This window comes from Anaerolineales bacterium (assembly GCA_015075725.1).
Lineage (GTDB): Bacteria > Chloroflexota > Anaerolineae > Anaerolineales > Villigracilaceae > Villigracilis.
The window spans coordinates 3,063,780-3,084,144 of the sequence record JABTTV010000001.1; the positions used below are offsets into that span (position 1 = coordinate 3,063,780).

A 20,365-nucleotide genomic window follows, 5' to 3' on the forward strand; every position below is an offset into this window, starting at 1 on the left:
CTTAATGACTGGAAGTATTATCCATGGCTGCTGATAAGATCCGAGTCTTAATAGTAGACGATATCGCTGAGACCCGAGAAAACGTACGCAAACTCCTGCAGTTCGAGTCTGACATAGAGGTTGTCGGCACGGCTCGAACGGGACGGGAGGGGATTCAACTTTCCCAGGAAGTCAACCCCGATGTGGTGTTGATGGATATCAATATGCCGGATATCGACGGCATCACAGCTACGGAAAATATACGTTCGCAATCCCCGCACGTGCAAGTCGTTATCCTTTCCGTTCAAAGCGACCAAAATTATATGCGTCGCGCCATGCTTGCCGGGGCGAGGGATTTTCTGACGAAGCCCCCTCTTGGCGATGAGCTGATATCCGCGATCAAGCGGGCGGGGGAGATGGCGCATGTTGAACGCGAGAAGGGCGCCAAACAACAAATGGCGATGTCCGCAGCGGCAGGGATGGCGGGCTTTGGAGGTTATGCGCCGCCGGTTCGAGGGAAGATCGTCCTTGTCTATAGCCCGAAGGGCGGCACAGGTTGTACGACCATTGCCGTCAACCTGGCGATTGCCTTGAATAACGAGGATACGCGGTCTGTCCTTGTCGATGGTAATCTGCAATTTGGAGATGTGGCCATCTTTGTGAACGAACAGGGGAAAAATACGATTGTCGACATCGCCCCGCGTGTGGACGACCTCGATGCCGAGATTGCGGATGAGATTCTGATCAAACACGAAGCTTCCGGGATCCGCATTCTGGCGGCACCACAACGGCCGGAAATGGCGGAGAAGGTTTCGCCCGACCAGTTCATGAAAGTCCTGCAATTCCTGCAGAAGATCTATTCCTATGTCGTCGTTGATACCTCGCCGATTCTCACCGATGTCATTCTTTCCGCATTCGATATAAGCGATGTTGTGGTGCTGGTCACCACCCAGGAGATTCCCGCCATCAAGAATTCCCGGTTGATATTGGACCTGTTGAATACGATGGGGGTCGGCAAAGAGCGCATCATTTTTGCCATGAACCGCTACGACAAACGCATTGCCATCACCCCCGAACGTGTGGGCGAAAATCTTAAACATGAAATAGCTTCAGCCATTCCGCTGGATGAAAAAATAGCCATAAATGCGGTCAACCGCGGAGTTCCCTTCATGCTGGATAATAAATCCCAGCCGATTGGAAGAGGAATTTTCTCCCTGGCGGAAACCGTTCGTGCGCGCTTGATCGCTTTGGAAAATGAAAACGAGAGTTCCGCGATTAAGCGGTAAGGAGAAAGAGCATGTCTTTATTGAGACGCATAGAACAGGGGCAGGGATCGGGGAGTCAGCAGACACCCAGTTCACCAGCGCAGGTTCCGCCGAAGACGGGAGGCGAAGGTCAGGGGACTTCCGGAGGCGGAGGCGATTCATCACGACTATCCTCCCTCCAAGCCAGGAGGGTCAGCGCGCCGATCACGTCACCCCAGGCTGGCTCTTATTTCGACCTCAAAACCCGGGTGCAAAACAAACTCCTTGCCGAGATCGATCCGTCGATGGATGTCACAAGGACCGATGAGGTTCGCCGTACCATCCAAAACCTGTTCGAGCAGATCCTGACCGAAGAAAACATCGTACTTTCGCGTCCCGAACGCGCGAGACTGTTCGAACAAATATCGGCGGAAATCCTCGGTTTCGGTCCGTTGCAGTCCCTTCTCGAAGACGACACGATCACTGAAATCATGGTGAACGGACCCAAGAATGTTTATATCGAACGCAAGGGTAAAGTGCATCGCGTTCCGATCACGTTTGAAAACAACGATCACGTCATGCGGATCATCGACCGCATCGTTGCTCCGCTTGGACGCCGTATCGACGAATCGAGCCCATACGTGGACGCCCGCCTTCCTGACGGTTCCCGCGTCAATGCCGTCATTCCGCCCATTTCGCTTGTGGGACCGGTCCTGACGATCCGTAAATTTTCCAAGAACCCCATTACGGTGGACCAGATGATCCAATTCGGGTCGGTCAGTCCTGAATCGGTGCAATTTCTCAAGGCTTGCGTCGAAGCGCGGCTTAACATCATCATTTCCGGCGGTACCGGTTCAGGTAAAACGACCCTGTTGAATGTTCTTTCGGGTTTCATTCCATCCGACGAGCGCATCATTACCATCGAAAACGCCGCAGAATTGCAGTTGCGCCAGGAGCATGTGGTCACCCTTGAATCCCGCCCTCCGAACATCGAAGGCCGCGGTGAAATAACGATCCGCGACCTGGTGATCAACGCCCTCCGTATGCGCCCTGAACGCATCATTGTCGGCGAATGTCGCGGTGGCGAGACCCTGGATATGCTTCAAGCAATGAACACCGGCCATGACGGCTCGATGACGACCGCTCATGCCAACTCGCCTCGCGACGCTTTGGCTCGTATCGAAACCATGTGTTTGATGGCCGGCATGGACCTGCCTGTGAGGGCGATCCGAGAACAGGTGGCAAGCGCGGTGGATGTCATTTGCCAACAGGAACGCATGCGTGACGGCACCCGTAAGGTGGTTACCATCGCCGAGGTGAGCGGCATGGAAGGTGATGTGATCACCATGACCGATATTTTCATATTTGAACAGACGGGTACGGAGAACGGACGCATTGTCGGCCGGCTTCGCCCGACAGGCTTGCGACCTAAGTTCATGGACAAGATCGAGGCGGCGGGCATCCACTTACCGCCCTCCATATTCGGCATTGGCGAACGAAGACGATACTAATCAGATGTCAGGAAGACTGGAACCAAAGGAAGTAGCTCAATGGAATGGATCATCATTGTTGGCGGAATAGTCCTGATCGTTCTGCTGATTTTTGGTCTGATTGCCTCTTTGAACAGCGAGCGTTCCCTGGTCGAGGAGCGCCTCAGCCAATATATTGAGGATGAAGGGCAGAAAAACCTCGATCGGGAGGCTCAGAAGTATGTCATTACGAACTGGGTTTCCAAGCGGGTGGAAAAAACCCCGTTCGGCGGCCGCATTGCGCGCGATCTGGCGCGTGCGGATCTGAAATTCAAGGTGGCCGAATATATCGTTTTAATCGCACTGAGCATTTTATTCTTCGGACTTGTAGCGTGGTTCATTGGAAATCAACATTGGTTCTCGGCATTGATCGGCGCTGTCTTCGGCGCGATTGCGCCGCGCATGTATGTCCGCTCACAACAGAGAAAAAGGCTGCAAAAATTCAGCGACCAGCTGCCGGATATGCTGAACCTCATGGTAAACGGACTCCGCGCCGGTTACTCCACCATGCAGGCCATGGAGGCGATCAGCAAGGAACTTCCGGCTCCGATCAATGACGAGTTTCGCCGCGTCGTGCAGGAATTGCAGATCGGCATCCCTATGGAAACGGCGCTCGACAATCTTCTTCGCCGCATTCCCAGCGACGATCTTGATTTTGTCGTAACAGCGATCAACGTCCAGCGCGAAGTGGGCGGTAATCTATCGGAGATTCTCGATAATATCTCCTTTACCATTCGCGAACGAATTCGCATTAAGGGCGAGGTTCGCGTATTGACGGCGCAGGTCCGAACCTCCGGAACGGTTCTTTCTCTCATCCCATTTGGTCTGACTTTGATCCTCTGGTTCCTCAATCCGGATTATCTTTTATCCATCACCGACCGGGGAATGTTGTGCGCAGGCATAATCATCTGTGTCGTTCTCGGTTTGATCTTTTCCGGTTATTTCGTCATGATGAGAATTGCGGATATCGAGGTATAGCATGGAATTGGGAACCATCATTGCGATCGTAATCGTCCTGGCCATTATCGGGGGAATCGGATTCGTGGTGGTGATCGGGGCGCGCCTCGCCCGCCAGGTGCAGGGCGAAGAATCCGACCCGGTCCTTGCGCGCCTGGCGGAAGCGACCCAGCGCGGCGAAAACGTTTCGCTCGAAGACATCGAACTTCAGCAGCCTTTCATGGAGCGTGTCGTCATCCCTATCGTAAAGCGGGTTGGCGATATCTCCGCCCGCTTTACCCCGGAGAAACTTCTGCAGGAAACGACACTCAAACTTGAACTGGCTGGGAATCCGGGACGGATCGACGCGGCGACGTTTCTGGCAACCCGTTTTGTCGGCGCTGCCTTGTTTGGCGGCCTCTTGACATTGATATCGAACCTGCCCCAGGTGACGTGGCCCACCGGGCGCATCATCCTTGTCGTTGGTTTGTTCACCGTCCTCGGTTTTTTCTTTCCCCAGATGTGGCTTTCGAGCCGGATCACCCGCAGACAAAACGAGGTTCGGAAAGCGCTTCCTGACGCGCTTGACCTGCTCACGATATGCGTGGAGGCGGGTTTGGGTTTCGAGGCAGCGATGTCTAAAGTGGCGGACAAGTGGGAGAACGAACTGTCCATCATGTTTGGCAGGTGTATCCGTGAGATCCAACTTGGAAAAACGCAGCGCGAAGCCCTGCGCGACATGGCTGACCGGATCGGCTTGACGGAATTGACCAGTTTCGTGGCTGCTGTCATCCAAAGCCAGCTTCTCGGTGTGAGCATGGCGAAAGTCCTGCGTATTCAGTCCGACCAGATGAGGTTGAAGCGGCGTCAACGAGCCGAGGAGCAGGCACATCAAGCGCCTGTGAAAATGATCATCCCAATGGCTTTGCTGACCTTTCCTTCGATCATGATCATTCTCATGGCTCCCGCTGCCTTTCAGATCGCGGAGGCGTTCGCTCCGTTCATCGGGCCCTAGACATCGGCCTGGTCCAAAATACACTAACCTTGTTATCTTGGTAGGGTCCTTTGGAGAACTGGAAATACAAGGCGTATCGTACTATCTGGAATTCACTCGACCTGCTATTCCCGCCTGAATGTGGCGGCTGCGGGAAGGCAGGCTCACGCTGGTGCCTGGATTGCCAGCGGAAGGTAAAAATACTGAACGGAATACTATGCGACGTATGCGGTTTGCCCCAGGAAAAGGCAGGGACATGCGCAACCTGCCTGGCGCGCAAACCGTATTTTCGTTCCCTGAGAGCCTGGGCGGAATTCGAAGAACCGCTTCGTTCGGCACTGCATAAATTGAAATACCGGCGAGATCTTTCAATGGGCGACGCAATTGCAGCGCACATGTTGACCTTTGTGCGCGGACTGAATTGGAACGCCGATTTGATAATTCCCATCCCGCTTGGGAAACAACGATTGCGGGAAAGGGGATATAATCAGGTTGCCATGATTGCAAAACCGCTTGCCATGGGTTTGGGGGTAGACTACTCTTCAAACGCGTTGGTGCGAAAAAAAGAAACGCGTTCGCAGGTGGGATTGAGCAGGGAGGAGAGGCAAAAAAATGTGAGCGGAGCCTTCCAGGCAAACGCGGGGGTAAACGGGAAAATCGTCCTAATCATCGATGATGTTTCGACAACCGGTTCGACTCTGTCCTCCGGCGCGGAGACGCTATATGCCTCCGGTGCCCGGGACGTATTTGCGTTGACGATCGCGCGCGCAATGCCCCATCACGGCTTGGGAATCGCGTAGCGTGTTTGTGTTTGTAACTTAACAACCCAAAAAGGAGCTTCTTATGTCCAATAAAGTGGAAGTTCAGACACGTCACATCCGTTTAACGGAACGGATCGAGGAATACGTCACGAAAAAGGCCGGAAACCTCGATCACTACCTGCCGGCCATCGACGAAGCCCGCGTGGAGTTGTCGCACCATAAGGCGGCGCGCGATGCCAAGGACAGGAACGTCGCCCAGGTGACGGTTTTCGGTAAGGGTTTCACGTTCCGTTCCGAGGAACGCGCGGACGAAGCGCTTGCCGCCTTCGATATGGCGATCGACAATCTCCAGCGCCAGATCGAGAAATACAAGGGGAAGAAATATCACGGGCGCGGGGATGGACGTTCCGCGGCGGAGGTCGCGGACGACATCATCGACGATGAAACAGGGGAGCTCTCGCCGCTGTTTGCCAAACGGAAGAAATTCGTGCTTTATCCAATGTCCGAGGATGAGGCGCTGGTGCAGATGCGCAACCTTGGTCATGATAATTTCTTCATCTTTTACAATGCTGAGACAAGCAAGATCAATGTGCTGTACCGCAGGCGCAATGGGAGTTACGGCTTGATCGAGCCGGAACTCGGGTAAAATCTTAATAATCAAAAACGGGCTGACGAAGATCAGTCCGTTTTTGATTTGGTATTAAACTTTGACTCCAGTAGGATGAAACATGCCAGGAGCGCGATCCATGCAAGGACTTGTTCGCCCCGATATCTTTCGAAGAATACAGAGTAATTCGCGCGAAAGGCTTGCAGGAAAAGTTGAGAGAGAGCCGTCAGTGCGGCGAAGGTTAAGAAGGGAAAGCCGGGGTGTGGAATTGGTTTGAAGCGCCAGACCAGAATCAGGATCAGGAGCGAGGCGAGCGTTTCATAGATCTGGGTTGGATGCCGGGTCGCGTTCCAAAGTTCGATCCCCCACGACAGGCTGGTGGGAATCCCAAACCCATCGCCGGATGCGATGCGACTTAATCCCATACCGATCGAGATCACAGCAAAGAATAGCGTGAGCGCATCGAGCGCATTCCAGAGCGGGATCTGCCTCCTTTGCGCGTAAACGAGCAGGACGATGAGCGCGGCGGCAAGGCCTCCGGACGGATCGAACAAGTCCGGGTTGATCGAAATGATCCCGATCGGACTTTTGGAGAAGGCGGACAAATTTTGCAGGATGTATGAAAGACGCCCGCCGAGGACAAAGGCGATCATGCCGTAGAATGTGATGTTGTTAAGATCTTCCTTGCCGACTTTATGCCGTACCGTGCGGCGTTCGGCGAGGGTGAGTCCGATCCATGCGGCGACGATCAACAGGATCATATGCCGCGGAGGCGCGAAAAGATTCTGGAAAATTTCGAGCATCTTATTTCAACGCCTCCTCGATGCGCGTACGCAGCAAGGCTTCGGACATCGGTCCGCCGATCACGACCTCGGTGATGACGCCGAAGCGGTCGATGAAATAGGAGGATGGCAGGGAACGGACTTGATACATGCGCACTGTCTCGCCGGTCTCATCGAGCAGGATGGGAAAGGTCAGGTTGTGTTCTTCTATGAATGGGGTTATTTCGAAGGGATTGTCCTGAAATGTCTGGTTCACGGCTAGCACAATAAAACCCTGTGCCTTGTATTCCTTGTACATGGCTTCGATCGCGGGCATTTCCGCTTCGCAGGGCGGGCACCAGGTTGCCCACATATTGACCAAAACTGCATTCCCTTTAAATTCAGAGAGCGTGAAAGAATCGCCTGCGGCGTTCTTAAGAGTGAAATCGGGAGCGGGAAAGCCCGCTTGAGGAGCGGGACCTTCCAGGGTGATCGGACCCGTCCCGGCTGAAAGGATGATCCATGCGGTACCCGCGATCAGGGTCAGCGCATAGAGAATGAGGCGTTGTGTTCGATCCATGCGATTTAGAAGTAAAATAGGGTTTGTTTCTTTCCTGTTTCTGTACGATCATCTGAAATCATACTATGCTTTTCACTGATACGGTCTTCGTCGGCATCGACCCCACCTCCTCACAAAAGTCGTTTACCTATGCGGTATTGGACAGGGGGATGAACCTGGTGGCATTGGCAGACGGCGAATTGGACGAGGTGGCTGCGTTTCTCGCAGGGCAATCTTCCGCAGTTGCAGCGGTCAACGCTCCTTCCGGAGTGAACCGCGGCCTGGTACATGAAAAGAAAAAAGAGATGTTCAAGACCTTGAAATCCCGCGCCTCTGGGTTTCGGATGGCGGAGATTGAGTTGCGCGAACGCGGGATCGCTGTTGCGGGCACGCCGTCAACCGTGGGGACCTGCCCGGCCTGGGTTCAATCCGGTTTTACTTTATTTCGAAGACTGGAGAAGATGGGGTTTAAGAAATACCCTGCCGAGAAATCCCCCTATCAGGTAATGGAGACCCAGCCTCATGCATGTTTTTGCGTCATGGCGGGCGGCATTCCGCAATCAAAGCCATCTGTCGAGGGGAAACTTCAAAGGCAATTGCTCCTGTACGAAAGCGGTGTGGGAATCAAGGACCCCATGGATTTTTTCGAGGAGATCACGCGCCATAAGATGATCAAAGGCGCCTGGCCCTTGGAAATGTTGTATTCGCCAGAACAATTGGACGCAATGGTCGCCGCTTATACGGCATGGGTGGCAGTCAATAAAGCGGAAAACATTTCCATGATCGGGCATCCGAAGGAAGGGAAGATCGTTCTGCCTGAAAAAAACTTGAAGGAAAAATACTGACCGAATGGTAAAATTTTCCCCATGACAACCTCTGAACTTCAAAGCAAGGCAATCAATACACTTCGATTTTTGTCGGCCGATGGCGTGCAAAAAGCCAACTCGGGCCACCCGGGTCTCCCGATGGGAGCGGCGGCAATGGCATACACGGTCTGGACCCGTCATTTGAGACATAATCCGCGCAATCCAAAATGGATGGGACGCGACCGCTTCATCCTTTCGGGCGGGCATGGGTCGATGCTTCTGTATTCCCTCCTCCATTTGAGCGGATACGACCTATCACTCGAACAATTGCAGAACTTCCGCCAGTGGGGCAGCCTGACACCCGGTCATCCCGAATACGGCTTGACTCCCGGCGTGGAAGTCACCACCGGCCCGCTCGGGCAGGGATTCGCGAACGGTGTGGGAATGGCGATCGCCGCGGCGCATCTTGCCGCCTTGTTCAATAAACCCGGCCATGAATTGGTCGATTCTTATATCTATGCCATCGTCACCGACGGCGATTTGATGGAAGGGGTTGCCTCCGAGGCGGCATCCCTGGCTGGGCATCTCTCGCTCGGGCGGCTTATCTATCTCTACGACGATAACAAAATATCCATTGACGGCTCCACCGATCTCGCATTCACGGAAGACCGCGCCAAGCGCTTCGAAGCATATGGCTGGCACATCCAACGCGTGGAAGATGGCAACGACGTCGACGCCATCGATAAAGCCATCCAAACTGCCAAGACCGACCCGCGCCCTTCCCTGATCCTTTGCCGCACCATTATTGGTTTCGGTGCTCCAACACGACAGGGGACACAGAAAGCCCATGGGGAACCCCTCGGCGATGAAGAACTCAACGCTGCAAAATCCAACCTCGGCTGGCCCCAGGAGCCGCGTTTCCTTATCCCTGAGGATGTGCTGACATTTTTCCGGAAAGCCATCGACCGCGGACGCGAACTCGAAGCGGATTGGAATGCACGTTGTGACGCCTATGCGCGTTTATATCCTGAACAAGGCGCGGAATTTAACCGCCGGGTGGTCATGGGAAATCTCCCCGATGGATGGGAATCTACATTACCAACATTTCCTGCTGACTCGAAAGGCATGGCAACCCGCGCCGCTTCGGGCAAGGTCATCAACGCGCTCGCCGCTAAACTTCCCGAACTCATCGGAGGTTCGGCGGATCTAGCACCATCGAACAACACGAAGATCGATGGTTCGCCTGCCTTCCAAAAAGGATCGCCTGAGGGACGGAACTTCCACTTTGGCGTGCGCGAACATGCGATGGGTTCCATCTTAAACGGCATGGCGGTATATGGCGGCGTTATTCCGTATGGGGGGACGTTCCTTGTCTTTGCAGATTACATGCGGGCTGCGGTCCGCCTGGCGGCGCTTTCACATTACCCGTCCATCTTTATTTTTACGCACGATTCGGTGGGATTGGGGGAGGATGGTCCCACGCATCAGCCGATCGAGCATTTGACTTCCTTGAGGCTTATTCCAAACCTTGTTGTTGTGCGTCCGGCAGATGCCAATGAGACCGCCAAGGCATGGAAGGTTGCCCTCTCACGGCGCGACGGTCCCACTGTGTTGGCTTTGACCCGGCAAAATGTCCCGACGTTGGAAACCCCCGCTCCGGTTGAAAAAGGCGCTTACGTGCTGAAGGACTTCGGCGCGCCCGAGATCATCCTTATGGCATCCGGCTCGGAGGTGGGTTTGATCCTGGAAGCCGCACAGAAACTCGCGAATGAGGGCAGGGGCGTGCGCGTGGTTTCATTCCCAAGCTGGGAATTGTTCGAGAAACAGGATGAAGCTTATCGCGAGTCGGTGCTGCCGAAAAACATTCAGAAGAGACTCGCCGTCGAAGCCGGGGCAACCCTCGGCTGGGAGCGATACGCGAAGAGCGTCATCGGCATCGAGCGTTTCGGCGCGTCCGCACCGTATAAAATCATTTTCGAGAAGCTCGGTTTTACAGTTGAAAATATTGTTGCCAAGGCGAGAGAGCTATAGAAGTCAATTCGAGGCGGGCGATCTTTCCGACGATGCAATCTTCATGAAATTGGCGATTGCTTCGGGCTCTGCGCTCGCAATGACATGAGGAGAAATATGAAAGTTGCGGTTGGTTGCGATCATGCAGGATTCCCGTTGAAATATGTCGTTCTCGAGTCGGTCGCATCGCTTGGACATGAAGTGATCGATGTGGGCAGTTTCAGCGAGGATGCGGTGGATTTTCCCGATTTCACGAAGAAGGTCGGCGAGAAGATTCAAAATGCGGAGGCGGAACGCGGGATCTTGATATGCGGTTCGGGGATCGGCGCGGCAATCGCCGCGAATAAAATGAAAGGCGTTTATGCCTCGATCTGCCATGATACCTATTCCGCCGCGCAGGGCGTAATGCACGACGCCATGAATGTCCTCTGCCTCGGCGGTCGCGTGATCGGACCGGAATTGGTAAAAGTTCTTGTGCCAGCGTTTTTGAATGCCGAGTATCTGGGGGATAAATTCGGCGGCGAGCGATTTGCCCGCCGTGTGGGAAAGATCAAGGATATTGAAGAAGAGAATCGTTAAAGTGGTAATTGGTTATTGTCAATTACTTCTTGCGTAATAAGGAGCAATTTATATCATGACCGAAACGATCAAGAAGTTGACCGCTCTTGGGCAGTCCCTGTGGTATGACAACATTCAACGTAGGTTATTGGTAAATGGGGAATTGAAGGCAATGATCGACCGCGGCGATATTCGCGGTGTGACCTCGAACCCGACCATCTTCCAAAATGCCATTGCCAAGACGAACGATTATGATGCCGCGCTGGTTCCGCTGGCTTGGGGCGGTTGGGATGCAGAGAGGATATTCTGGCAACTGGCCGTTGAGGATATTCAGGAAGCCTGCGACTTCTTTTCTCCGTTGTACGACTCGACCGACGGTGGGGATGGGTTTGTCAGCATAGAGGTCAGTCCAAATCTGGCGCGGGATACCGAGGGAACGATCAAGCAGGCGCAGGAACTTTGGAGCCGTGTAAATCGCCCGAATTTGATGGTGAAGATTCCTGCCACCAAGGAGGGCGTTCCCGCCATCCGCGCCAGTATTGCTGCGGGGATCAACGTCAATGTTACGCTTATTTTTTCCCTTTCCCGTTACGCCGAAGTGATGAATGCATACCTCGAAGGCATCGAAGACCGTGTTGCCAAGAACCTTCCGGTGCAGCATGTGGCATCTGTCGCGTCGTTCTTTGTCTCGCGGGTGGACTCAAAGATCGACCCGAAACTGCCCGAAGATTCCCCGCTTCGCGGCAAAGCAGCAGTTGCCAACGCCAAACTCGCCTACGAACAATTCGAGGACATCTTCACATCGCCACGATTTGCCTCCCTAAAGGCACGCTTCCGCGCGCGTGTTCAGCGTCCTTTATGGGCATCCACCGGCACCAAGAACCCAAAATATTCCGATACCCTTTATGTCGACGAACTGATCGGACCCGATACCGTCAATACCGTCCCGCCTGCCACGCTGGACGCTTTCCGCGATCACGGCACTGCGACCATGACCATCACGCGCGATCTTGAAAAGGTACAGCAGATCTTCGTCGACCTCAAGGCACAGGGGATTTCCATGAGCACGGTCACGCAGGAACTTGAAGACGAAGGCGTGAAAGCCTTTACGGATGCGTTCAAAGCCTTGCTGGATTCAATCGAAGAGCGACGGAAAGCTGCGCTCGCCTCGATCGCGCCGTTGGCTGATTCTGTTTCTGAAAGATTATCCCAGCTGGAGATTGAGTCTTTTCCCAAACGCCTCTGGGAACATGATGTAACGCTCTGGTCCGGTGCAGACGACCCCGAAGGCCGGGCTGAGGCTGCCAAACGGCTCGGCTGGTTGGATTCCGTCGACGACGCCCGTAGGCGGCTTGATGATTATCTCTCATTCGCAAAACAAATCCATGATGAAAAGATCGACCGGGTTCTTGTCATTGGCATGGGTGGATCATCTCTGACCGCTGAAGTGCTCAGCTCTTTACTTGCCAACTTCAGGATCGACGCAAAACTTTCGCTTGCCATTCTGGACTCCACTGACCCGGCTCAGGTTGCGGAAGCGGTAAAGAATTACCCGCCGGATAAATCGCTTTACATCATTGCCAGCAAATCCGGCGGGACAGCCGAACTGATGGCTGCCTTCGATTACCTCTGGGAATTGAGCGATCATGACGGCTCGCGTTTCATTGTTACTACAGATCCCGGAACTTCACTGGAAAAACTGGCAAACGACCGCGGTTTCCGCAAAGTCTTTAATGCAGACCCGACGGTAGGCGGTCGTTTCTCTGCATTGACGGACTTCGGATTGGTCCCAGCCGCTTTGCTCGGCATCGACTTCGATAAATTTCTCGGCAATGCAGACAGGATGCGCAAACAATCTCTGGCAGATGTACCTGCCGCGCGCAACCCGGGAGTGGCGTTGGGTGCTCTGATCGCAGAATCCGCTTTGATGGGTAGGGACAAGCTCACGGTCCTGGCGGATGCGCCGGTGGCAGCGATGGCGGGATGGATCGAACAGGTCATTGCCGAGTCCAGTGGCAAGCATGGCAAAGGCATTCTACCCGTGGTATTGGAACCGCTTGGCAAACCGGAAGATTACGGTAGCGACCGGCTGTTCGTGTACATCAAGTGCAACGGCGAGTTGGAAGCGGGCATATCCGAGTTGAAGAAAGCCGGCTTTCCGGTGATCGATTTTCCGATGGAGAGCGCCTACGATGCCAGCGCTGAATTCTTCCGCTGGGAGATCGCGATTTCGACGGCGTGCCACATTCTTGGAATCAACGCATTTGACCAGCCGGACGTGCAGGAGAGCAAATTGCGTACCATTGCCAAGATCAAGGATTATCAGTCCACGGGCAAACTTGCAGAAGCCGGTTTGGTGGATGTTAAGGATGCGAATAAAGCCATTGAAGAGTTTTTAGCAAACCCGCATGCAGGTGAATTTGTGACGATCAACGCTTATTTACCGCGCAATCCTGAAATGATTGAAGCGATTCAAACCTTGCGGGTAGCCATTAGGGCAAAGACAAAACTGCCTGTGACGGCTGGTTTCGGTCCACGCTTCCAGCACTCGACGGGGCAGTTCCACAAAGGCGGTCCAAACAAGGGCCGTTTCATTCAGTTCGTGTACGATGCTGAAAAAGACATGGATATTCCCGGTCAGGGTCTCACCTTTGGCACGCTCATCCGCGCGCAGGCGCTGGGTGATTACGAAGCTTTGAAAGCGGCGGGACGCAAAGTTTTGCGCATCCGCCTCTCGAAGCCTGAAGATATCGAGGATTTGTTGAAATGAGCCTTGCAACCGGAAAATGCATTCCATGTCGAAAAGGCGACCCCACCTTGACCGATGCTGAGGTGAGCGGGCTATTATCGCAAGTTCCTGAATGGGCGCTAATTGAAGTGGAAGGGATCAAACGCTTGCAGCGCGTCTTCAAACTGAAGGATTATGCAGAAGCGCTGGCTCTCGCGAACAGGATCGCCGCAATCGCAGAAGAGGAAGACCACCATCCGCTAATCACGCTGGAGTGGGGCAGGGTGACCGTCCAATGGTGGACTCATGTGGTCAAAGGCTTGCACAAGAACGATTTCATCATGGCGGCAAGAACGGACGAATTATTCGGGGAATGATGATTACCACGCGGTATGCTTATCCCAAATGGTGCATTCCGATTCGCCGTTTCTTTTTGACATTGTCCAGCGATAGGAAGAGGTTAAAAATAACTTTGAAGTTTCCCGCCCATCCAATGATCGCCCTCAGGAGCGAAGCAAATCCTCTCGGAGGCTTGGCTAATTCGACGACTTCTGAGAAATCCACAACTCGTTCATCGATCTTGTACCTGTAACGCCCGATTTTTTCGATTTTTGGAGTCGCTCTCAAAAACCCGGCTAGTTTTCCACGTTCCTGCCGGGTCATCCACTGGGGCAGGTCGCTTGTTGCTTTGAAACCGCAGATCAGGGCAAGGTCCTGCAACTGGGATTTATGTTCTTCCTCCAGCTCGTTTTCCTTTTCCACAAAGTATTCCACATCAGGGTCGACATGAACGAGCGGTTTGAGCCACAACCGATTCACCACTGTCCGGATTGCGTTGCGGGCGCTGGGGGTGGAAAAATTCTGGAGAATATATTCGAAAAGATAATCTTCCCATAGGTGAGAGACATCCGGTCCGATGCGGATGGCGTCGCACAAGCCAAGCGCGGGAAGGATGGGCACCCCGCAGGTTAAGAGGTAGGCGTCCTCACCCAGGGCTTCCCGCATTTTGCCAAGCACGTTACGGAATGCCAGTTCGCGGGGTATGCGTGCATGCCGGACCCCATTCATCGCCCCTCCGTAAAGGAAGTCCAATTTTATGTAGTCAAAGCCCCAGCGGCGCACCCGGCTCATGAGGTCGACCAGCCACGAGATTACGTCAGGATGCGTCACGTCTAGTGTGTAGATATTGTGCCCCCAAACGTTAAATCCAGTTGTGACATAATTCCCCGCCTCATCTTTTACAACCCAGTCTTCATGATCGGCGAAAAGTGTTGAGCTGTCTGAAATCAATAATGGCGCCAGCCAGAGCCCGGCTGTCCTGCCTGTGGATTTGATCTTGTCCGCCATCGCGGCCATGCCCGAAGGGAATTTTTCATTCGGTTCCCAATCTCCGATATCCTTCTGCCAGCCGTCGTCGATTTGAATTGCATCGAAGGGCAGATCGCCTAATAAGTCGATCGTCTGAATCAAATTCCTTTCGGTGATATAGGAATAGAATCCGTACCAGGAACACCATACGCGTGGTGAAGCAGGCTTTCCCGTGATCCCGAAACGCTTGCCCAATAGTGCAGTGTATTCGCTGAAGACCGAATCTTCGTCTCCGTAGGCACAGAGCCATTCTGCTTCACCCGCCTCGCTGCGCCCTTGGAGTTGATTCGCTTTCAGAAAAACATGCGTATCCGTGGAAAGCGCGCCAAGGATGAGGACTTTGCCATTGGAAAATTCAACGGCGCCGAGCCACGAACCGTGAGGGTCTTCTTCGAGCGAATAAACTGCATCGGTTTGGTAGGGGTGAAGTATATGTGGTTTTTGGATTGGGAGCGGGGAGGATACTTCCGTCCATGCGGCGAGCGACCAGGATTGCCATCCATGCCTGTAATATCGGAGTGGTGTCTCCGGCAGTTCGATTTCGATTTCTTTCGCCTTGTAGAGTTTTGTTTTCTCGATATCGGATAATTTTATGTTCATGGTCGGTTCTGCTTATTCTAAAGGAAAATTGGCTGACCATAAAAACCTACCCTTGACTATTAAAAATCCGTAAGGTATATTGTATATGTCACATTCGGAAGAGATTCCTTGTTCCCATGTATGAATTCGACAAAATAGATATAAAAATCGTCAATTTACTCCTGGAAGACGGGCGTATGTCCGCTTCTGAAATGGCTCGCCGCATGGGGGATATATCCGAACGTGCGATTCGATATCGTGTAGACAAGATGATCGAAGAGGGCGTGATCCAGATCAGCGCGGTAGTCAACCCCGAAGCGCTGGGATACAACATCAAGGCGGATGTCTGGCTGGAGGTCGAAGCGGATACAGTTTTGGATGTTGCCCGAAAAATGACATCCTTCGAAAACGTGACGTACGTAGCCTGCGGCATCGGGCAGAATGACATCAGCATTCAGGTGGTGGCAAAAGACACATCGGAGATCTACCATTTCGTCACCGAAGTGGTGCGCAAGGTCCCCGGCGTGCGAAAGACGACGACTTCCATCGTGCCGATCATTCTCAAAGATGTTTACCAGTGGAGAGTGCCTGAGCGAATAGCAAAAGAATTGCCAGAGAACGAAACAGTAACCGCATCCAAGTAATTCCGCTATGCGGCGATAAGCCGCAAACCGATAAAAGGAGCTAGCATGTTCGGTTCAAAGACTCAGGCGCTGCAGAGGCGCGCACTTAAGGTTGCACCGCTTGGGGTGAATTCCAATTTTCGATATTGGGGGGAGGGTATCACCCCTTACGTTCAGAAAGCCAAGGGCGGCTATTTGTGGGACGTGGACGACAAAAAATACATCGATTATCGCATGGCGTTCGGTCCAATCATCCTGGGCCACTCTTATGACGAGGTGGATCAGAAGGTTATCGAAGAGATTCAAAAAGGTGTCCTGTTCGCCATGACGGGCGAACTCGAGATCGCTGTGGAAGAAATGATCGCAGAGATGGCTCCCGCTGTGGAGATGGTTCGTCTCGCGTGTTCAGGCACCGAAGCGACCATGCATGCCATCCGTGTGGCGCGCGCCTTTACCGGGCGGGATTTGATTTTGAAGTTCGAAGGAAATTATCACGGCTTCCATGACCATACTTTGTGGTCCACCTATGCGCCTGCTGAAGCCTATGGCAATCGCCGCAGTCCCATCCCGGTTCCAGCTTCGTCGGGAATTCCCAAGTCCATGCGCGAATTCATCATTACGCTGCCGTTCAACGATTTTGAAGGCTTCGAGCGGGCGATGCGTTCGTACGGGGAGCAGATCGCAGCGGTGATTTCAGAGCCGTGCCAGGGCAATTGTGCAGCGATCAATCCGCAGGATGGATTCCTCGAATTGATCCGGAAGAAGACGGAAGAATACGGCTGTGTCTTTATCCTGGATGAAGTGAAGACGGGATTCCGCATCGCCAATGGCGGGGCGCAGGAATATTACCGCCTCAAACCGGACCTCGCGACTTATGCCAAAGCCCTGGGCAATGGCTACCCGATCGCTGCCTTCGGCGGCAAAAAAGAGATCATGTCCATAATCGGGCACGGTGTGGCACAAGGCGGGACCTATACCAACAACAAACCTGGCGTGGCTGGCGCGTATGCGACATTGAACCTGATCAAGTCCAAACCGATCCTTAAAACCATCGAAAAACGCGGTCAACGCCTGATGGACGGCTTGAAGGAAATCTTCGAAGAGAACGATATCCCAGCCGTGTTCACCGGCTACCCGGCAATGTTCTCCTTCTCGCTCGGCGTCGAATCGGTGACTTGTCAACGCGACTGGCAGGAAAGCGACCGCGACCTGTATCTCAACCTGGTCGAAAAAGCCATTGAGAAAGGCATCATGCCCGACCACGATGCCCGTGAACCGTGGTTCTTATGTTATTCACACTCTGATTCTGACCTCGATGAAACGTTAAATGTTTATGCCGAGATCGTGAAGGAAGTGAAGAAGTGAACGAGTTACAAGTTTAAGGTTGCAGGTTGATGGTTTAACTTTCGGCTTGCATCCTTAAACTTCAAACCGAGGAAACCCATGTCCAAACTATCCACTCAAGAAATTGTTGATCTCAGCAAGGAATACACCTTCTTCTCCTGGTCTGTGCAGGGGCAGGTCAATCCCATTCCTGTTGAAAAGGCAGAGGGACTCTATTTCTGGGATACAGATGGAAAACGCTACATCGATTTTTCGTCGCAGTTGATGAACACCAATATCGGTCATCAGCATCCTAAGGTGGTGAAGGCCATCCAAGATCAGGCGGCAAAACTCTGTTTTGTGCATCCTGGCAATACAACCGATGTCCGCGCTTTGCTCGGCAAGAAGCTTGCGGAAGTGACGCCCGGGGATCTGAAAAAAACCTTCTTTGCCCTTGGCGGCGCGGAAGCGAACGAGAACGCCATCAAGATCGCCCGTTTCTATACGGGACGTCACAAGATCCTGGCTCGGTATCGCTCCTATCACGGAGCAACGCACGGCTCGATTTCCTTGACTGGTGATTATCGCCGCCTTGCCGTAGAACCGTCCATGCCAGGCGGAGTCCACTTCCTTGATCCATTCTGTTATCGATGTCCATTCGGGCAGAAGCCGGATTCGTGCAAGCGCGAGTGTATTTCTCATTTGGAGGAAGTCATTAAGTATGAAGGACCCGACAAGATTGCCGCGATTATCATGGAAGGCGTGGTCGGTTCAAACGGGATCATTGTCCCGCCGGATGATTATTGGCCTCGCGTCCGGGAACTGTGCGATAAGTACGGCATCCTGCTGATCTCGGACGAAGTCATGAGCGGATGGGGTCGCACGGGCAAATGGTTCGCGGTGGACAATTGGAATGTTGTTCCAGACATCATCACCACCGCCAAGGGCATCACCAGCGGTTATGCGCCGCTCGGCGCCGTGATCGTCTCTGAGAAGATCGCCAAATTCTTTGACGATAAATATTTGTATGCAGGTCTGACGTACAGCGGCCATGCGCTTTCCTGCGCCGCCGCGTTGGCAACCATCGAGGTCTATGAAGAGGACAAACTCATAGAGAACGCCGCGCTCATGGGCAAATATCTCGGCGAAGCGTTGGAAGATATCAAAGCGAGACACGTCTCGGTGGGTGATGTGCGTTACATCGGTCTGTTCTCGACGATTGAATTGGTGAACAATCGTGAAACAAAGGAAAGTTTTTCGCCAACGGTCATGGCAGAGGTGGGAAAAATCCTGCGCCAAAACGGACTCTTCACCTTTATCATGGCGAACAACATGGGGAGCATGGTCTTCGTGGTGCCGCCGCTGTGCATCAAGCAGGAACAGCTTGACGAAGGTCTGTCCATTGTGGAGAACGCGTTGGAAGTGGCAGACAAACAAGTGAAGTAATTCGACGTCCGGTATTTGTAAATCATGTGATCGAACGTCGTTTTTGGAGAATACATGGAAATCCTCAACTATATCAACGGCGAATGGGTCAAGCCCAACGTCAAAGAGCATGTGGACGTGATCAACCCGGCAACGGGACATGTCATCGCAAAGACCCCGCTCGGCACAAAAGCGGATGTGGACGCGGCAGCGAAGGCGGCAAGTGAGGCGTTTGCCTCATGGCGTAGAACGCCGGTCAATGACCGTGTGCAATATTTGTTCAAACTTCGCAATTTGATGCGTGAGAACGGCGACAAGATCGCGGAACTTATTACGAACGAATGCGGCAAGACGTTCGAAGAAGCCAAAGCCGAGATGGTGCGGGCTTATGAAAATGTGGAAGTCGCCTGCGGTATGCCGCACATGAGCAAGGGTGAATTCGTGGAAGACATTGCTCCCGGCATCGACGAGATCATGATCCGCCAGCCTGTGGGAGTGTGCGCCACCATCGCTCCGTTCAACTTTCCCGGCATGATTCCGTTCTGGTATCTGCCCTATGCGCTTGCCGCAGGCAACACCTACATCGTCAAGCCGTCTGAAAAAGTGCCGATGACGATGCAGTTCATCTTCAAACTCATCGAGCAGGTTGGCTTCCCCAAGGGAGTGGTCAATATGGTCAATGGTGCGAAAGAAACCGTGGACGGCATTCTTGAACATCCCGCCATTCGCGCCATCACCTTCGTCGGTTCGACCAACGTGGCGAAGTACATTTACTCGACCGCTGCGGCTCATGGCAAACGTGTGCAGGCACAAGGCGGAGCGAAGAATCCAGTCATTATTTTGCCCGATGCCGATATGGAGATGGCGACAAAGATCGTCGCCGACTCAGCCTTCGGGTGTGCGGGTCAGCGCTGCCTGGCGGTTTCCCTCGTTGTGACCGTTGCCGAGGCAAAGAATGAGTTTACCGAATTGATCTGTGATGCCGCCTCGTCGCGTGTGGTGGGGTACGGCATGGATTCGGGAGTCCAGATGGGACCGGTCATCAACACCGCGTCAATGGGCAGGATCGAGCAATTGATAGGACTCGGCGTTAAGGAAGGAGCAGGCGTCCCCGTGGATGGACGCGGGACGAAGGTCAAAGGCTATGAGGGTGGATCCTTCGTCCGCCCGACGATCCTGTCCGAAGTCCAGCCTGGAAGCGAGATTTGGAAGACGGAGATCTTTGGTCCCGTGCTCAGTCTCATGCATGTCAATACGATTGATGACGCCATCCAACTTGCCAACAGCGGCGTGTATGGCAACCAAGCCAGTTTGTTCACCACGAGCGGCAATGCGGCGCGCCGTTTCCGCTATGAGGTGGAGGCGGGCAACATCGGCATCAATATCGGCGTGGCGGCACCGATGGCGTTCTTCCCCTTCAGCGGCTGGAAGGACAGTTTCTTCGGCGACATGCATGGCCAAAGCACGGATGCGGTCGAGTTCTTCACGCAGAAAAAAGTAGTGGTGGAGAGGTGGCCGAAAGAATGGAGCAGGAAGTTCTAACGGAGTCGAACGTCTCCCGACGTTAACGCAAAG

Annotated in this window: 18 protein-coding genes; 15 read left to right on the plus strand and 3 right to left on the minus strand. The window is 53.5% G+C overall.

Going from position 1 to position 20,365, the window contains the following annotated elements:
- The first annotated feature begins 23 nt into the window (after nucleotides 1-23).
- Genes HS100_14785 through raiA form a run of 6 tightly spaced genes read left to right on the plus strand, consistent with a single transcriptional unit; the run spans nucleotide 24 to nucleotide 6,089 of the window.
- Complete coding sequence (locus HS100_14785; protein MBE7435178.1) at nucleotides 24-1,265, plus strand: response regulator; 1,242 nt, start codon at nucleotides 24-26, stop codon at nucleotides 1,263-1,265.
- An 11-nt stretch (nucleotides 1,266-1,276) separates the two neighbouring features.
- Complete coding sequence (locus HS100_14790) at nucleotides 1,277-2,734, plus strand: CpaF family protein (GenBank protein MBE7435179.1); 1,458 nt, start codon at nucleotides 1,277-1,279, stop codon at nucleotides 2,732-2,734.
- Nucleotides 2,735-2,773: 39 nt separating this feature from the next.
- Complete coding sequence (locus HS100_14795) at nucleotides 2,774-3,730, plus strand: type II secretion system F family protein (GenBank protein ID MBE7435180.1); 957 nt, start codon at nucleotides 2,774-2,776, stop codon at nucleotides 3,728-3,730.
- Between the two features lies 1 nt (nucleotide 3,731).
- Nucleotides 3,732-4,703, plus strand: a complete 972-nt coding sequence (locus tag HS100_14800) for a type II secretion system F family protein (protein MBE7435181.1) — start codon at nucleotides 3,732-3,734, stop codon at nucleotides 4,701-4,703.
- Nucleotides 4,704-4,753: 50 nt separating this feature from the next.
- Nucleotides 4,754-5,482: a ComF family protein gene (locus HS100_14805; protein ID MBE7435182.1), complete on the plus strand. Its 729-nt coding sequence runs from the start codon at nucleotides 4,754-4,756 to the stop codon at nucleotides 5,480-5,482.
- A gap of 43 nt (nucleotides 5,483-5,525) precedes the next feature.
- Complete coding sequence (raiA, locus tag HS100_14810; GenBank protein MBE7435183.1) at nucleotides 5,526-6,089, plus strand: ribosome-associated translation inhibitor RaiA; 564 nt, start codon at nucleotides 5,526-5,528, stop codon at nucleotides 6,087-6,089.
- Nucleotides 6,090-6,121: 32 nt separating this feature from the next.
- Here raiA and HS100_14815 read toward each other — a convergent pair whose 3' ends face one another.
- Together HS100_14815 and HS100_14820 are read right to left on the minus strand one after the other, a co-directional pair.
- A complete protein-coding gene (locus tag HS100_14815; protein ID MBE7435184.1) occupies nucleotides 6,122-6,853 on the minus strand; it encodes a prolipoprotein diacylglyceryl transferase in 732 nt (243 codons plus the stop codon).
- A 1-nt stretch (nucleotide 6,854) separates the two neighbouring features.
- Nucleotides 6,855-7,391: a redoxin domain-containing protein gene (locus HS100_14820; GenBank protein ID MBE7435185.1), complete on the minus strand. Its 537-nt coding sequence runs from the start codon at nucleotides 7,389-7,391 to the stop codon at nucleotides 6,855-6,857.
- Nucleotides 7,392-7,456: 65 nt separating this feature from the next.
- On the opposite strand from HS100_14820, the gene HS100_14825 reads away from it, so the two are divergent.
- The 5 genes from HS100_14825 to HS100_14845 all read left to right on the plus strand — a co-directional run bounded on the left by HS100_14825 (nucleotide 7,457) and on the right by HS100_14845 (nucleotide 13,849).
- A complete protein-coding gene (locus tag HS100_14825) occupies nucleotides 7,457-8,215 on the plus strand; it encodes a DUF429 domain-containing protein (protein ID MBE7435186.1) in 759 nt (252 codons plus the stop codon).
- Between the two features lie 21 nt (nucleotides 8,216-8,236).
- Nucleotides 8,237-10,207 (plus strand): transketolase, encoded by a 1,971-nt coding sequence (gene tkt, locus HS100_14830; GenBank protein ID MBE7435187.1) that lies wholly within the window; start codon nucleotides 8,237-8,239, stop codon nucleotides 10,205-10,207.
- A gap of 96 nt (nucleotides 10,208-10,303) precedes the next feature.
- Nucleotides 10,304-10,765, plus strand: a complete 462-nt coding sequence (gene rpiB / locus HS100_14835) for a ribose 5-phosphate isomerase B (GenBank protein MBE7435188.1) — start codon at nucleotides 10,304-10,306, stop codon at nucleotides 10,763-10,765.
- 55 nt (nucleotides 10,766-10,820) lie between these two features.
- On the plus strand, nucleotides 10,821-13,514 hold the full coding sequence (locus tag HS100_14840; protein MBE7435189.1) for a bifunctional transaldolase/phosoglucose isomerase: 2,694 nt from the start codon (nucleotides 10,821-10,823) through the stop codon (nucleotides 13,512-13,514).
- Complete coding sequence (locus HS100_14845; protein ID MBE7435190.1) at nucleotides 13,511-13,849, plus strand: 4a-hydroxytetrahydrobiopterin dehydratase; 339 nt, start codon at nucleotides 13,511-13,513, stop codon at nucleotides 13,847-13,849. Before HS100_14840 ends, HS100_14845 begins: the two co-directional genes overlap by 4 nt.
- A gap of 19 nt (nucleotides 13,850-13,868) precedes the next feature.
- Here HS100_14845 and HS100_14850 read toward each other — a convergent pair whose 3' ends face one another.
- Nucleotides 13,869-15,440, minus strand: coding sequence for an alpha-galactosidase (locus HS100_14850; protein MBE7435191.1), 1,572 nt, complete (start codon nucleotides 15,438-15,440; stop codon nucleotides 13,869-13,871).
- 116 nt (nucleotides 15,441-15,556) lie between these two features.
- Here HS100_14850 and HS100_14855 point away from each other — a divergent pair, with 116 nt between their 5' ends.
- The 4 genes from HS100_14855 to HS100_14870 all read left to right on the plus strand — a co-directional run bounded on the left by HS100_14855 (nucleotide 15,557) and on the right by HS100_14870 (nucleotide 20,332).
- Complete coding sequence (locus HS100_14855) at nucleotides 15,557-16,063, plus strand: Lrp/AsnC family transcriptional regulator (GenBank protein MBE7435192.1); 507 nt, start codon at nucleotides 15,557-15,559, stop codon at nucleotides 16,061-16,063.
- A 45-nt stretch (nucleotides 16,064-16,108) separates the two neighbouring features.
- A complete protein-coding gene (locus HS100_14860; GenBank protein ID MBE7435193.1) occupies nucleotides 16,109-17,407 on the plus strand; it encodes an aspartate aminotransferase family protein in 1,299 nt (432 codons plus the stop codon).
- Between the two features lie 78 nt (nucleotides 17,408-17,485).
- Nucleotides 17,486-18,811 (plus strand): aminotransferase class III-fold pyridoxal phosphate-dependent enzyme, encoded by a 1,326-nt coding sequence (locus tag HS100_14865; GenBank protein ID MBE7435194.1) that lies wholly within the window; start codon nucleotides 17,486-17,488, stop codon nucleotides 18,809-18,811.
- A gap of 54 nt (nucleotides 18,812-18,865) precedes the next feature.
- Nucleotides 18,866-20,332 carry a CoA-acylating methylmalonate-semialdehyde dehydrogenase gene (locus HS100_14870; protein ID MBE7435195.1) on the plus strand — a complete coding sequence of 489 codons (1,467 nt, stop codon included), beginning with the start codon at nucleotides 18,866-18,868 and terminating at the stop codon, nucleotides 20,330-20,332.
- Nucleotides 20,333-20,365: the final 33 nt, after the last annotated feature.

Bases quoted from the DNA above. Each gene is read 5' to 3' on its own strand.
- HS100_14785 (MBE7435178.1), top strand. From the start codon at position 24: ATGGCTGCTGATAAGATCCGAGTCTTAATAGTAGACGATATCGCTGAG.
- HS100_14855 (MBE7435192.1), top strand. From the start codon at position 15,557: ATGTATGAATTCGACAAAATAGATATAAAAATCGTCAATTTACTCCTG.
- HS100_14870 (MBE7435195.1), top strand. From the start codon at position 18,866: ATGGAAATCCTCAACTATATCAACGGCGAATGGGTCAAGCCCAACGTC.
- HS100_14825 (MBE7435186.1), top strand. From the start codon at position 7,457: ATGCTTTTCACTGATACGGTCTTCGTCGGCATCGACCCCACCTCCTCA.
- HS100_14845 (MBE7435190.1), top strand. From the start codon at position 13,511: ATGAGCCTTGCAACCGGAAAATGCATTCCATGTCGAAAAGGCGACCCC.
- HS100_14815 (MBE7435184.1), bottom strand. From the start codon at position 6,853: ATGCTCGAAATTTTCCAGAATCTTTTCGCGCCTCCGCGGCATATGATC.
- tkt (MBE7435187.1), top strand. From the start codon at position 8,237: ATGACAACCTCTGAACTTCAAAGCAAGGCAATCAATACACTTCGATTT.
- raiA (MBE7435183.1), top strand. From the start codon at position 5,526: ATGTCCAATAAAGTGGAAGTTCAGACACGTCACATCCGTTTAACGGAA.
- HS100_14795 (MBE7435180.1), top strand. From the start codon at position 2,774: ATGGAATGGATCATCATTGTTGGCGGAATAGTCCTGATCGTTCTGCTG.
- HS100_14840 (MBE7435189.1), top strand. From the start codon at position 10,821: ATGACCGAAACGATCAAGAAGTTGACCGCTCTTGGGCAGTCCCTGTGG.
- HS100_14865 (MBE7435194.1), top strand. From the start codon at position 17,486: ATGTCCAAACTATCCACTCAAGAAATTGTTGATCTCAGCAAGGAATAC.
- HS100_14800 (MBE7435181.1), top strand. From the start codon at position 3,732: ATGGAATTGGGAACCATCATTGCGATCGTAATCGTCCTGGCCATTATC.
- HS100_14850 (MBE7435191.1), bottom strand. From the start codon at position 15,440: ATGAACATAAAATTATCCGATATCGAGAAAACAAAACTCTACAAGGCG.
- rpiB (MBE7435188.1), top strand. From the start codon at position 10,304: ATGAAAGTTGCGGTTGGTTGCGATCATGCAGGATTCCCGTTGAAATAT.
- HS100_14820 (MBE7435185.1), bottom strand. From the start codon at position 7,391: ATGGATCGAACACAACGCCTCATTCTCTATGCGCTGACCCTGATCGCG.
- HS100_14860 (MBE7435193.1), top strand. From the start codon at position 16,109: ATGTTCGGTTCAAAGACTCAGGCGCTGCAGAGGCGCGCACTTAAGGTT.
- HS100_14790 (MBE7435179.1), top strand. From the start codon at position 1,277: ATGTCTTTATTGAGACGCATAGAACAGGGGCAGGGATCGGGGAGTCAG.